Genomic DNA, 13,357 nt, shown 5'->3' on the forward strand with positions numbered 1-13,357 from the left:
ATTTAGCCGGCGGGCACAGGCCGGCACATTGTGTAAGCGTCCGCCCCAGAGCCCGGGTAGTAGTTTTTTCGTAGCCCCATATTTTCGAAGCCGTAGCGTCGATACATGGCGATAGCGGGTTCATTATCCGTGCGCACTTCTAAAAACACTGGGCCCGGATCCTCCGCCACCGCTGCCATCAGCGCGTCCATGAGCTGCGCCCCAAAACCTCGACGCTGCCACTTCTGCCCCACGCCGATGGTGTGAATCTCGTACTCGGCGGCACCCGCAGGCCCCAGCCTGGTAATTCCCGCATAGCCGCACAGTTCTTCGTCCCCGTCTGCCTCTGCGATCAGCCCGACGTAGAAATTGTTCGGCGCGGCCAGCTCTGCCATAAAGACCGATTCCGGCCAGGGATCATCGCCGGCAAATAGCTCCGCCTCGATCGCCGCACACGCCTTGGCTGCAGGAGGCCCGAGACGCACTAGCTTGACGACGCTCATCTCATAGCCTTCGGGACAACGGCATCCGGACGGCGCAAGTACAGCGGCACCAGTGGGCCCGGCGCGGAGTCAAAGTGGGCCGCTTCAACCATGGCTTTCGGAGTGGGAAAGACTTGTTCGGCAGCAACCTCAAGCCCGGCAATTTGCTCGATGTGGCTGAGGCTGCCGCGGGCGTGGCTCGGCGTGAAGTCTGCGACTTCTGCTGCGAGCTCTTCCTTGAGAAGCTCCATGACGTCGGCTGGCTTGGCCACTGCCGGACCGAAAACTCGCTGGCCATCGCGGTAGGCCGCGAAGTACACCTCGCGGCGGCGAGCATCGGTGACGACCAGTTCATCGCCAACACCACCCGCGAGCGCATCCAGGCTGCAGATGCCGTAGCAGGGAATTCCCAGAGCGTCGGCAAAGGAGGCTGCGGTGGCCATACCAACGCGCAAACCCGTAAACGGCCCCGGACCACAGCCGACAACCACGGCATCTAGCTCGGCTGCCGCCACCCCACTGTCGGTGAGGCACTGCTGAATCAGCGGCACCAGCACCTCGTTGTGCGCGCGGGCATCCAGGTGCAGCTTTTCGGCCACGGTTTCACCATCGCGGACAATTCCCGCGGTGACCTGTGGGGTCGATGTGTCAACGGCCAAAATGTTCATACTCAGTAACCTACTTGAACCGACTTGAAGCTACTTGCTCCACTTCCAGGTGACGACGCGGGTATCGTCGTCACGCGAACGATCGATACTCACCTGCAGATAGCGCTCAGAGAGCACCTCGGCGAGCCCCATTCCCCACTCGGCGACCACGACGCTGTCCTCGAGGTCGGTGTCCAGATCGAGTGAATCCAGCGCATCGAAGGCCTCGCCATCGGAGCCGGGTCCCTCTTCGCCGAAGAGTCGATAGGCGTCGACGTGGATGAGGGTGACGCCATCTTTTGCGAGCGGACGGTGCTCGCGGGCGATGGTGAACGTCGGCGACGTCACGCGACCGCGCACATTCATGCCGCGGGCGATGCCCTGCGTGAGAGTGGTCTTACCCGCGCCGAGTGGGCCATCGAGAATCACCAGATCCCCGGCGGCTAGCTCCCGGCCAATCTCCTCGCCGAGGTCACGCATGTCCTCTGCGGTTGGCGCGATGCGGCTGCGCACCCACTTTCGCTCGCTGCGTCCCTTCGGCGCGGTGAGGATTTCGTAGTTAATGGTGCCGGATGCCTCCGCGAGGTCATCGAGACCGGGCTCCCCCAGTGTAGGATCACCGACGATGACCGCCGTGTCGCCGGCCTCGACATCACTGTCTGGACCAAGGTCGACGACGAACTGATCCATGCACACGCGTCCTACCTGCGGATAGCGTGTGCCATTGATGCTGACTTCGAAACGACCGGATGCCGAGCGCATCATGCCGTCGGCATAGCCGCAGGGCACGATGCCGATGGTGGTATCGCGGTCAGCTGTCCAGGTCTGTCCGTAGGACACCGACTGCCCTGCCGGCAGCTTCTTGACCAAGATGACCGACGCTTCCCACCGCATCGCTGAACGCAATCCATGGGTGGACCCCACAATTGGCTCGCCACCATAAATCGCCAGCCCTGGGCGCACCATGTCGAAGGTCAGGTCAGGACGCGACAACGATGCCGGCGAATTCGCCGCATGGTTAATCATCTCGTCCAGCCCCGCCTCGCGCAGGACAGAAATGGCGGTTCGGAAATTCTGCGCCTGCTTATCGACGCTCTCGTTGCCCGGCTCATCCGCGCACGCAAAGTGCGTGAAAGCACCGGTGATGTTCAGCGCGCCGGTCTTGTGCAGCTCGACCAGCTGATCAACCGCATTCTCAAAGTCCCCATTGGCCATAGAGAATCCCGAGCGACCCAAGCCCGTATCGACCATCACCGTCACACGTGGTGTCACCGATAGCGCCCGCCCGGCATTGGCCACGGCCAGCGCATGAGCCATCGACGGCAGGCCGAGGTCAATATCTGCAGCCACAGCACGCTGCAGCAACGAGGTGGCTGCCGCGTCCCAGATCCAGGCGAGGATGGGGATGGTGTGGCCGTCGTCAAGCGTGGTGCGGTGTTCCTCGCGGAGGGAGAGCGCCTCGTCGATTGTTGCGACGCCGAGCTGTGTTGCGCCGCCGGCCAGTGCGGCACGCGCGGTCTGCAGCGCACCCTGCGAGTAGCCGTCCGCCTTGACGACGGCCATGAATTCCGACACCCCTGCGATGGCCTTGACGGTCTTCACATTGTGGGTGATTGCGTCGAGATTAACGGTATGGGTCAGGATGGCTGGTGCCGAGGAAGTCATAGCCGTATTTTGCCACTGCTGCCTTCATTGGTGAACCATGCGGTGGCATCTCGGATGGATTCAGCGATGTCCTGGGCGCTGCAGGGTGCTGGTCCGAACTCTGTCTGCGCGGCCAAGAATGCGGCGCGAGCGTGAATAATTACTGGTACGTAGAGGGATTCGCCACGCGCTACCCAGGCGCCGAGAAGTCCGGACAGTACATCGCCGGAGCCCGGCGTGGCTGCCCAGGAGCTACCCGCGTCAATCACGACTGTGCGCTGCGTTGTCGGATTGGCAATCACGGTGCGGCGTCCCTTGAGCAACACTTCACAGGAGAACTGCTCGGCAAGTTCACGGGCATCTGCGATGGCGTTAGTGACCTCGTGCCCGGTAAGGCGCTCAAATTCGCCGGCGTGCGGAGTGAGAACAGTGCGCAGGTTGCGCTCTTGGCCGCGCTCGCGGACGAGCTGTCGGATGTCCTCATGCTTCGACAGCAGCGTCAGTGCGTCAGCGTCGATGACGACTGGTTTGTCGGTGGCCAGAATGTCGCGCAGTTCCTCGGCCGCGCGCTCATCAGTGCCGCGACCAGGGCCGACAACCCAGGCATCGACGCGCACCTCTTTACGATCCACCGAGTCCGGCTGCGCAATGACCGTCGGCAAGGCTGCGGTGATGCGGTTGCGGGCATCCACGTCGCCGACATAGATAACCGCGGGACTGGTCGCGTGCACGGCAGCGGAGGCACACAGCTGACCAGCGCCCGGATACGCCTCGCTACCGGCGGCGATACCTGTAACTCCAGTGGAGTACTTGTGGTCATTAGCACCGGGTTCGAGCTGAGTCTTCGCGCCAAAAGGTGCCGGAAAGCTCCCGCCTAGGGCTTCGTAAAACTCTACGGTCGGAGTCTGGTGGTGGACGGCATTGTAGTGACCGTTTTCATAGAGTGTCTGTCCCAGTCCTGGAAGTTCGAGGGAGAAGGCATCGAGCGCAATTTCGTGCAATTCGACCTCACCACAGGCTTCCGACAGTGCATGCGCGTAGCGCAGTCCGCCGAAGGTCACCGTTGTCGTGGCCTCGACGTGGGATGGCAGGTACGGATCCTGGCCCTCTTCCAGGTCGAGGTCGGGGTTGATGGTCTGGGAGGGCGGATCAAAAGTGCGTCCGGTATCGGCTTCCACACCACTCGGCACGTCGACCGAGAGAATAGGCACCTCGCCTATGTTTGCCTCGCGCACCAGCCACGCAGCCTCTTCGCGCAGCGCACCATGACCACCGAGCCCCACAATTCCGTCGATAATCAGTGCGTAGTCTTCACTTATCGACCACAGAATCTTCGATAAATCCGTCTCCCGGTCACACCCCAACGGCAGCACCCGCCCGCCTGCGAGCTCAAACGCTTTCAGCGCCCGTTCATGTGGCTTGGTGCCCAGCAAAACTGCATCCACGCCATGTCCGCCCGACGACAAGTCCCGGCCGGCATAGAGCGCATCGCCACCATTGCCTCCCGACCCAACCAACAGCAGCACACGACCGCGACCAGGCTCCGGCGACACCTTAGCGAGCATCCGCTCCGCCACCTCCGACACAGCGGCGGCTGCGTGGCGCATGAGTTCGTCGTCACGCGTTTGTGCGTCCAGATAGGGCTGTTCCGCAGCGCGAATTTCGGCAGCTGTGTAGCAGTACGTCATAAACCCAGCCTACGATTAGCCCCTATGGATGACTACTCCCCGAGCACGCGAGTTTTCGGCCCTCTACTGCGCGCCTTTCCGCAGGCATACCTGCGCTCGTTGCGTCATCCCGAATGGATCCCCCACGGCGCGCAGGACGTTCGCGAAATCCTCGACGGCAAAGTCACTCCCGACCTGGATGGATACAACGGCCGCACACCAATTGTCCTGGTTCACGGCACCTGGATGAACTCGTTCAACTCCTTCGCCATGTTGGGGCCGTTCCTCGCCCGGAATCGCCCTGTATTCTCACTCGATTACGGCTCCGACCCCGCCGCGCTAGTCAGCCGCCTCCGCAGCGTCAAAGCCACCACCGATTTGAACGATGCGCTCGCCGAAGTCACCGACCTTCTCGACCGCTTCCGAGCCCAACTCTCCCTACCCCGCATCGACCTCATCGGTCATTCCCAGGGCGGTCTGCACTGTCGCAGTTACGCCAACGCGAGCATCGATTCGCTTTACGACGACGCCCTCAACCATGGCCTCAACGAAGAAGACGCCGAGCAGTTCGCCTCCGACAACAGCCCCGTGCGGGCAGTCATCTCGCTTGCGGGAAACCATCGCGGCACTACTGCGTGGGGCATGCGCCGAAGGCTCAGTGCCCTTGAGCGATGCGGCCTACCAATGCACAAACTCGTCGACCGCCTTGTCGGCCGTGCCTGTATTCAACAGCTGCTGGACTCCGACTATATTGCGACTCTGAACCGCGCAGCGCGTGGCATTACCCGACGCGGCCCGCACTACCTGAATATCGGCACCCCTTTCGACACCGTAGTTCGCCCGTGGACCGGCGCCTTTTTGCCCGAACAAGAGGGTCACCACGTTACGAACGTCAACAACGCCACCGGCGGTGGCGACTGGTCTGACCACCTCGCGCTGCTCTACTCCCCCAATACCTTAGAACTCATCCACGAGTTCTTAGACGAGCTGGATCGCGCCGAGGAGGGTGGCACCGAGGACTCTTCGACCAACAAGCAAACGCCGCGCCATGTACGGCAGCGAGTCCTGCCTATGTACGGCGCACTGCCGACGAGGCTCGGGCGGCGGAGGCTCGGACGGAGGCTCGGACGGCGCGGCCAGATCTAATTCAGCATGGAGTTTTAGAACATATTTCTAAAACTCTATTGACACTTCTTCAAACAGGTGTACGATTTGGGTTGTAGGGAAAATTTGTAAGCAAAAGTTCTTTGTCCGGTGCACAGAGGTTGGCGGGGCTGGTTGAACGAGCCTCTCCACGCTCCTCTCCACCACAGAACTCAATCTTCAATTCTCCGGCGGACACGTAGTAATCAGGGGGATAACCAATGTCATCGCCGCCCATAGAACTTCCAGCACCAGGTCAAAAGCCCTCCTGGGCCAACCAGCAATCCGACGACCCCATTAGCATCGCGGCCCGTGCCACCAACGCCGCAGACCTTCAACTCATCGATATCTGCGCTCCCGGTGACGCGGTAGACGTCAATCACCATCTCGCCCGCATAAGCATCCGAACCGGCCTTAGCCGCGGCAAGTGCTCTACGCTGTGCGAGATCGCGCTGATGTTCGAGCGCCTACCAAAAGTCCGAGCTCTCATCGAATCCACCTTCTGTTTCTCTCTAGCACATCTCCGCGCCATCGCCAATGGCGTTGCCGGGCTGTCACCAGACCAGTTCGACACGGTAGAGCCCCATCTTTTGGAAATGCTCACTCCGACGCGACCTCGACAAGCAATGATTGGTGTCTACACGCTGTCTCGCCTAATCGGCGACTTGGTTTCTGAGTACAACGACTGCGCCCGCAACGACGGCACCCAACGGGTTCCAGAAGGCGAAGCGGTCACACTCGCCGACACGGGCGATGGCAAGCACAAAAAGGTCACAGCAATCCTTGAAAACGACCGCGCGACCGAACTCATGGCCAGGATCCAGGGGATTCGCAACACCGCAATCAATCGTGGTGAACAGTGCACGCAGGCGGAAGCGCTACTACAGCTGGCACAGAATTCGACCAATGCCGAGATTGTCATCAATGTCTACCGCGAGGTCGGCGGTGGGCCAGCATGGATTGATGGCGTCGGCTGGCTGAGCGAGGTAGCCACCGAAGAATGGATTGCTCGCGCAACTCACATCCGCATCTCCGCCGACAGCAAGGTGGATGGTTACCGCCCCACCGAGAGCCAAGTGGCTCGCGTCCGTGGTCGCGACGGTACCTGCCGCTTCCCCGGCTGTGACGTCCCGGCATCCAAGTGCGACCTGGACCATATTCAGCCGTACAACCACGACAATCCCGAGCAGGGCGGGCCAACTGACACAGAGAATCTGCACTGTCTCTGCCGCCGACACCACAACCTAAAAACTCACGAGGGCTGGGACATCGACAGGTACCCCGATGGAACGGAAGTGTGGACTTCCCGCGATGGAGACACCGCGACTAGCGTTCCGGTTGGGCCGCTAAAGAACGTCGGCAAGCAAACTTTTCATCAGCGCGTGACACGAAAGATGAAGACGATTCAGAAACGCAACCTCGATTGGATGTTGTCATTTTGCGACATACCTGACGAGGTCTGGGAGCTAACAGAGGAGGAAGAAAAACGCATCGAGTCCCTCACGGATGAAGAACTCGATGCGGAGATTGAGCAGTACCGACGAAAGCAGGACGAACTACTCGACGGTGACTGACTTAGCCAGGTTGCGCGGCTTATCGATGTCCTCGTTACCGCACTGGCGAGCGATCTCAGCTGCCAGGAACTGCATCGGAATCGTAGACAACAGCGGCTGGAGCAGCGTGGACGTCTCCGGGATCTCAATCAGGTAGTTCGCAAACGGAACCACCGACTGATCCCCTTCTTCGGCAATCACGATGGTCTTGGCGCCACGGGCACGAATCTCCTGGATGTTGGAGACAATCTTGGAGTGCAGCACGGCGCGTCCCTTCGGCGATGGCACTACAACGACGACCGGAAGATCATCCTCGATGAGTGCAATTGGGCCATGCTTGAGCTCGCCTGCCGGGAACCCCTCTGCGTGAATGTAGGCAAGCTCCTTGAGCTTCAGCGCACCCTCAAGTGCGACTGGGAAGCCAACGTGACGGCCAAGGAAGAGCATCGTCGGAATAGCACCGATTTCCTTGGCCATGTCGATGAACTCATCGCCCTTAGCAACGACCTTGTCAATCAGTGCCGGGATGGTCTCCAGCTCTTCAAACTCGCGAGTGACCTCATCCGGGTACTTAGTGCCGCGTGCCTGGGCAAGAGCCAATCCGACCAGGTAATTTGCGGCTACCTGCGCCAGGAACGACTTGGTTGCAGCAACACCAATCTCCGGGCCGGCGTGCGTGTAGAGCACGGCGTCAGACTCACGCGGAATCTGTGCACCGTTGGTGTTACAGACTGCCAGCACGCGGGCGCCCTGGCTCTTTGCGTGCCGCACGGCCTCGAGGGTGTCCGCAGTCTCACCCGACTGCGAAATAGCGACCACCAGCGTTTGGCGGTCCAGCACCGGATCGCGGTAGCGGAACTCGGACGCGACCTCAATCTCGACCGGGATACGAACCCAGTGCTCAATGGCGTACTTGGCCAACAAACCGGAGTGGTATGCGGTACCACAGGCGACGACGAAGACCTTCTCGATGTCACGCAGATCTTGGTCGCTTAGGCGGGACTCGTCGAGAACGATGCGGCCATCAACGAGGTGACCGGCCAACGTATCGCGGACGGCGGCAGCCTGCTCGTGGATTTCCTTCATCATGAAGGAGTCATAGCCACCCTTTTCGGCTGCGGCGAGATCCCAGTCGATGGTGAATGGTCGACCCTGCTGCTCGTTGCCGGCGAAATCCAGGATGCGGTAATCATCCGCGGTGATGATGACGACGTTGTCCTGCCCCAGCTCCACGGCCTCGCGGGTGTGCGCGATGAAAGCCGCAACGTCAGAGCCGAGGAACATTTCGTTTTCGCCCACTCCGACAATCAGCGGAGTGGAGCGACGAGCAGCGATGATGCGATCCGGGTGGTCTGCATGAGTAAACAACAGCGTGAAAGCACCCTCGAGGCGGTTGAGCACGGACAGCGCAGAGGCCTCGAAATCACCAGCGGTAGATCCGCCGTCGGAACCGTCCAGGGCACGTGCGAGCATGTGCGCGGCGACCTCGGAGTCGGTTTCGGACTTCAGCTCAATGCCGGCATCCTCCAGCTCCTGACGTAGCGGAGCAAAGTTCTCGATAATGCCGTTGTGGACGATAGCCACCTTGCCGTCATAGGACTGGTGTGGGTGGGCATTCTCATCAATTGGGCGACCGTGGGTAGCCCAACGGGTGTGCCCAATTCCAGTGGTTCCAGTGATTTTGTCGCGCCCATCCGCGTCAAGGGCAGCCTCGAGGTTGGCGAGTTTACCGGCCTTCTTCTCTACAGTGATATGCCCCTGATTGTCGACAATGGCAACACCCGCGGAGTCATAGCCACGGTATTCCATGCGTCGTAGCGCATCGACAGCAATATCCAGGGCGGGCTGATGGCCCACATATCCAACGATTCCACACATGCCCTACAGAATAACCCGCGAAGCGGAAAATCGTCATAACGAAATAGACATTCTCGCTCATCCTGGCACTTTTTCAGCAAAGGTATGCACCTTATAGTTAAGCTATTCACTGTGGCTGACAACTTGAAGACTCTGACATCTAATCTTTCCAAGCGTGGACCGCACCGCGTCATGGTCGGTGACCTAGCTTTTACTGGCCTGCCGGGAAAGGTCTACACACCTGCCGAGGGCAATGGCATCCCCGGTATCGCCTTCGCACACGATTGGCGCACACCGATTGAGGAGTACCACGCCACGCTGCGTCACCTAGCTTCGTGGGGCATCGCGGTCGCTGCTCCGGACACCGAAAATGGCATTGTGGCAGACCACCGAGGTCTCGCCAACGATTTGGAGACAGCGCTCCAGATTCTCGCTGGTGTCCGCCTCGGTGAGGGCAAGGTCGTCGTCCACCCGAAGAAACTCGGTGTCGCCGGCCACGGCATGGGCGCTGGCGTAGCCGTCCTCGCCGCCGCTGGTCACGACATCATCTCCGGCGTTGGCTGCGTCTACCCCGCGACTACCGCGCCTTCCTCCACCGCCGCTGCCACCAATGTCTCGGCTCCGGGCCTCGTCCTGGCCCCTGGCGAGGATCAGTGGCTCGATCGTGGCAACCCGGCTCGCCTGGCTGTTCAGTGGAAGGGCGATGTCGTTTACCGCGAAGTAGACAACGCTGACCAGAGCAGCTTCTCGGAGACAACTCTTCTCCGTCGCCTAGCGGGCTTCTCTTCTTCCAAGGTGAAGTACCAGGAGGTTGCGCGCGCCGCGCTCACAGGCTTCCTGCTGGCCACGGTCGGTGACGACAAGAAGTACTCGGATTTCGCGGACCCGACCGCCACTATCAAGGGCACAACTAACCGCGACATGGAGTGGCTCATCAAGGAGCTGCCGGAAAACCCGGAGCACTCGCTGATTCCCGGCAAGTAATCACTAGGCCACGCTTCAGGACACGCCCCGAATCGACTTCACCGTCGGCGTCCCTTTCCCCGCCCGCCCGAACAATCGCGTAACGGTTCCCTTCGGTCGGGCGGTTTTTTGCTGCTTCTCGACGCCCTTCGCCACCTCTCTCTCCTTAATTTCGCGTGCTTTACGACGCTCTTCCAAACCCTGCAATTCTTTCTGTGCCCTCTGTATCGCCGTTTCGAACTCCTGCCTGGTCATTGCAGCAGCGTCGTAATAGGCCTGCCCAATCCGGTCATATTTCGCGGCATGCTTACTCCCCATTACCACTCACCTGCCGTTGGCGAATTAACCGCGCCCACAAGCTCCTGGGCGTTGGGCTGCTCAGGGGGCTCGGGCACAGCTGAAGCAGATTCCTGCACTGATGCTGCCGAGTCCTGAGCTGGTTCTGGCTGTGTTTCTGCTTGTTGTTCTGGCTGCGGCTCCTGTGGCAGCTCGATTCCCAGGTGCTTTAGTTTCTCAGCTGGAGGAGGCGGTTCAGGCGCGTCTTCTGGTTCTGGTTCAGGTTCAGGCTCAGGCTCAGGTTCCGGGGCTGGTTCGCAATCCTCAGGTTCCGGTTCGGGTTCGGGCTCGGGTTCCGGCTCACAGTCCTCCGACTCACAGTCCTCCGGCGCGGGAGCTGGTGCTGGTGCTGGTGCCTGTTCACACACTGGTTCTTCCATTTCTATGCACATGTCTAAGTTGAGCAGTGAGGACGCGACACTGCCTGCAACACCCACAGCCTCCGCAATTCCGGCGATGCTGGCCGCACCTACAGCACCAATGGCACCTCCAGCGGATATCCCAGCAGCAACGCCTGCCTCAATCCCAATATCAACGTTGGCGGCAACCCCAATTCCACCAGCGATAGCGCCGTTGCCACCGGTCACAGTAGCTTCTTCACCACTCACAGACTCAGCCACCTCTGCACAGGCCGCCGAGGTAGCACCCGAACTGGCAGGAACAGTAGGAGGCTGCGGCGGGGTGGCGACCACTGCGGCCTCAGTGTCACACGCTGCCTGTTCAAGGCACTGCTCGATGCAGGTATTGCGCGCATCGTAGAGCTGACCAGTGGAGTCGACGAGACTGTTGCACACCTGCTGGGCCACTTGTGCGGCTTCGGCGCCGACCTCCGGATCGTCGACAAGCGCTTCGCACTGAGAGAGGACGCCGTCGGTTTGCTCAGCCATGTCTTCGGCCTGCTTTTCGCAATCCTCGAGGACCTCGTCGACTTTCTTGCCGCACTCGCCGACACTCTGCGCGCCATCGGCGGACTGCTCATCCTGATTCGCACAGTCCTGCGCGGCTTTATCACAGCGCTCTTTGGCAGCGTCGGCAGCATCGCCTTTCAAACCGCCCCAATCGAAAGCCATAACAATAGTTATCGCGGAGGCTATCAACCCCACGGAGTTGGAGAACTTGGATAGGGCGCTGCCTTTCCAGCCGTCAGCGCGCCGCACCTTATCCAAGACTTTGGGCAGATTCTTGCCGATGCCGCCGACCCCGCGCTTGGCTCCAATACGGCTTCCACGGCCAATAACACGCACCAATATCGGAAGAATTCGAGCAACCCACGGCATCAGTCCACTACCTCAATTCCACCGAGGTCGGCACTCCCGTCGCTGTCACAGCTTGCAAAGACACGCCACTGTTCCCGCACTGCCGGAGCATGGTTGCCAAGTCCCGCGTACATCGCTTGCCCGTGCTCACGCAGCCGCACTGCCGCCTGCTGCAGACGACGCCCCTGGGCGGCAAACCCCTGGCCACAGTCTGCTGCGGAAATATCGGGAGCGCTTCCCCACCGCTCATGGCCGTCACGGCCGCGCTGCTCAATCTCTCGGGCAGCCGAGGTCACTGCATCTTCCGAAAAGTGCAGCAAGCCTCCGCCACGGCCTCCAGTAAAACTTGCGGACACGAAAAATCCCCTTCCCCGCGAAAAACAGTTCTTATTACTGTTAGGCGCGAAAAAAGGGGATTCGGTTCCGTTGAAGTACTAGTGCGGGTGCCCCCGGGCTAACGAGCGCGGTAGATACGCTTACAACCCTCAACACCGGTGAAGCTGAAAGGACCGGTGCCAATCAGTGCGTCGTCTCCCAGGTTTGAGTACTCACCCGGATCTTCATGCGTCACCTGAGCGTGGCGGTAGTAGGTCGGATCATCGAGCTTTACGCGCTCTTCCAGTTCACGAGCATTATCTGCGGCGCGCAGCTGGGACTCGTAGCCCTCGACCACATTGCCGGTGAGGAACTCAGCAACTGAGCCGGAACCATAGGAGACAACAGCGACCTTCTTACCAGTCAGGTCCTTCTCGGTGTCCAGCAGCGAGAGCAGGCCGAAGTAGGCCGATGCTGTGTAGGAGTTACCGATGATGCGGTTGTACTCAGTGGTTGGGCCGAGCTGGCGGGCCTCGTCCTCTGCGGTGAGCTCCACACCGTTATTGGCCGACAGCTGCCGGTGCGCCTTGTAGGCCATCTTGGTAAACGGCTGGTGGTAGCTGAAGTAGTCGATCTCGCTGAAGTCCACACCGCCGCGGGCACGGTAGTCCTCGTAAGCACCCTGAACAGCGTCGATGTAGGCGCCAATAGAGAGCTTGCCCTCCACCAACGCCTGACTGCGGTGGTTCGGACGCCAGAAGTCCATAACTTCGCGGGTGAAGACGCCCGAAGCCGCATCGATGGCCAGGATGCGCGGATTAGCGGTCACCAGCATGGCCACAGCACCTGCGCCCTGGGTTGGCTCCGCAGCGGAGTCCAGGTCATAGCGGGCAATGTCGGAGGCGACAACGATGACCTTTTCCTCCGGATTGCGGGCCACCAGAGCGCACGCAAACTGCAGCGCCGCGGTACCCGAGTAGCAAGCCTGCTTCAGCTCAACAGAGCGCGCGTGCGGGTCAAGACCAACCAACTCGTGGACATAGACGGCAGCGGCCTTCGACTGGTCGATACCGGTCTCAGTGGCGAACATGATGGTGCGCACGCCGTCGATACCGTGGCGATCCACAATCTTCTTCACCGCAGTCGCGGCCATCGTCACCGGATCTTCATCAGAGGCAACCACGCTGGAGCGTTCCTGCCCCAGGCCCTTGTGATATTTTGCCGGTTCCGCTCCGAGTCGGGGCGCAATATCGGCGAGGTCAATGCAGTACGAACCCGTCGCAAAAGCGATGTCATCAATACCGACCGGGGTCACATTGCTTGTTGTCATCAAAACCGTGCCTTCACTACCTCTACAGATTTTAAGAAATAACGGGCAACGAAACATCCCATGTCACCAGAACGACCGTCAGAACGACCATCAGAGCAGTCATCAGACCACGGGATATTTTGCCCACAAAATGTTAATTGCCTACTACAGAAATCTAGCGCGTTTACCTGAGATTTGTCTTAGGT

12 protein-coding genes are annotated in these 13,357 nt (G+C 60.4%); 3 read left to right on the forward strand and 9 right to left on the reverse strand.

What is annotated here, in order from left to right:
* Positions 1-2: 2 nt before the first annotated feature.
* Genes rimI through HMPREF2847_RS00895 form a run of 4 tightly spaced genes read right to left on the reverse strand, consistent with a single transcriptional unit; the run spans position 3 to position 4,440 of the window.
* Positions 3-482 carry a ribosomal protein S18-alanine N-acetyltransferase gene (gene rimI / locus HMPREF2847_RS00880; protein WP_048731521.1) on the reverse strand — a complete coding sequence of 160 codons (480 nt, stop codon included), beginning with the start codon at positions 480-482 and terminating at the stop codon, positions 3-5.
* On the reverse strand, positions 479-1,129 hold the full coding sequence (gene tsaB / locus HMPREF2847_RS00885; RefSeq protein ID WP_048731519.1) for a tRNA (adenosine(37)-N6)-threonylcarbamoyltransferase complex dimerization subunit type 1 TsaB: 651 nt from the start codon (positions 1,127-1,129) through the stop codon (positions 479-481). The genes rimI and tsaB overlap by 4 nt, the downstream gene beginning before the upstream one ends.
* Before the next feature lie 30 nt (positions 1,130-1,159).
* Positions 1,160-2,773: a bifunctional alanine racemase/tRNA (adenosine(37)-N6)-threonylcarbamoyltransferase complex ATPase subunit type 1 TsaE gene (locus HMPREF2847_RS00890; RefSeq protein WP_048731518.1), complete on the reverse strand. Its 1,614-nt coding sequence runs from the start codon at positions 2,771-2,773 to the stop codon at positions 1,160-1,162.
* Positions 2,770-4,440 (reverse strand): NAD(P)H-hydrate dehydratase, encoded by a 1,671-nt coding sequence (locus tag HMPREF2847_RS00895; protein WP_070851199.1) that lies wholly within the window; start codon positions 4,438-4,440, stop codon positions 2,770-2,772. The genes HMPREF2847_RS00890 and HMPREF2847_RS00895 overlap by 4 nt, the downstream gene beginning before the upstream one ends.
* 24 nt (positions 4,441-4,464) lie before the next feature.
* On the opposite strand from HMPREF2847_RS00895, the gene HMPREF2847_RS00900 reads away from it, so the two are divergent.
* Entirely contained in the window at positions 4,465-5,565 is a 1,101-nt protein-coding gene (locus HMPREF2847_RS00900) for an esterase/lipase family protein (RefSeq protein WP_070851200.1), read from the forward strand.
* A 218-nt stretch (positions 5,566-5,783) separates the two neighbouring features.
* A complete protein-coding gene (locus HMPREF2847_RS00905) occupies positions 5,784-7,136 on the forward strand; it encodes an HNH endonuclease signature motif containing protein (protein WP_070851201.1) in 1,353 nt (450 codons plus the stop codon).
* Here the strand turns inward: HMPREF2847_RS00905 and glmS are convergent.
* Positions 7,119-8,993: a glutamine--fructose-6-phosphate transaminase (isomerizing) gene (gene glmS / locus HMPREF2847_RS00910; protein WP_005509815.1), complete on the reverse strand. Its 1,875-nt coding sequence runs from the start codon at positions 8,991-8,993 to the stop codon at positions 7,119-7,121. The genes HMPREF2847_RS00905 and glmS overlap by 18 nt on opposite strands.
* A gap of 111 nt (positions 8,994-9,104) precedes the next feature.
* Here glmS and HMPREF2847_RS00915 point away from each other — a divergent pair, with 111 nt between their 5' ends.
* Positions 9,105-9,956, forward strand: coding sequence for a dienelactone hydrolase family protein (locus tag HMPREF2847_RS00915; RefSeq protein ID WP_246821883.1), 852 nt, complete (start codon positions 9,105-9,107; stop codon positions 9,954-9,956).
* A 15-nt stretch (positions 9,957-9,971) separates the two neighbouring features.
* Here the strand turns inward: HMPREF2847_RS00915 and HMPREF2847_RS00920 are convergent, their stop codons facing one another.
* The 4 genes from HMPREF2847_RS00920 to HMPREF2847_RS00935 form a co-directional block, all read right to left on the reverse strand.
* Complete coding sequence (locus HMPREF2847_RS00920) at positions 9,972-10,253, reverse strand: hypothetical protein (RefSeq protein ID WP_070560828.1); 282 nt, start codon at positions 10,251-10,253, stop codon at positions 9,972-9,974.
* The gene (locus HMPREF2847_RS00925; protein ID WP_070851203.1) at positions 10,253-11,548 is read right to left on the reverse strand and encodes a hypothetical protein; all 1,296 of its coding nucleotides are present in this window, start codon (positions 11,546-11,548) and stop codon (positions 10,253-10,255) included. Before HMPREF2847_RS00925 ends, HMPREF2847_RS00920 begins: the two co-directional genes overlap by 1 nt.
* On the reverse strand, positions 11,548-11,883 hold the full coding sequence (locus HMPREF2847_RS00930) for a hypothetical protein (RefSeq protein WP_070851204.1): 336 nt from the start codon (positions 11,881-11,883) through the stop codon (positions 11,548-11,550). Before HMPREF2847_RS00930 ends, HMPREF2847_RS00925 begins: the two co-directional genes overlap by 1 nt.
* A 98-nt stretch (positions 11,884-11,981) precedes the next feature.
* Positions 11,982-13,172, reverse strand: a complete 1,191-nt coding sequence (locus tag HMPREF2847_RS00935) for a hydroxymethylglutaryl-CoA synthase (RefSeq protein WP_038627719.1) — start codon at positions 13,170-13,172, stop codon at positions 11,982-11,984.
* Between the last annotated feature and the right edge of the window lie 185 nt (positions 13,173-13,357).

Source organism: Corynebacterium sp. HMSC074C03 (genome assembly GCF_001838285.1).
In the GTDB taxonomy this organism is placed as follows: Bacteria; Actinomycetota; Actinomycetes; order Mycobacteriales; family Mycobacteriaceae; genus Corynebacterium; species Corynebacterium amycolatum.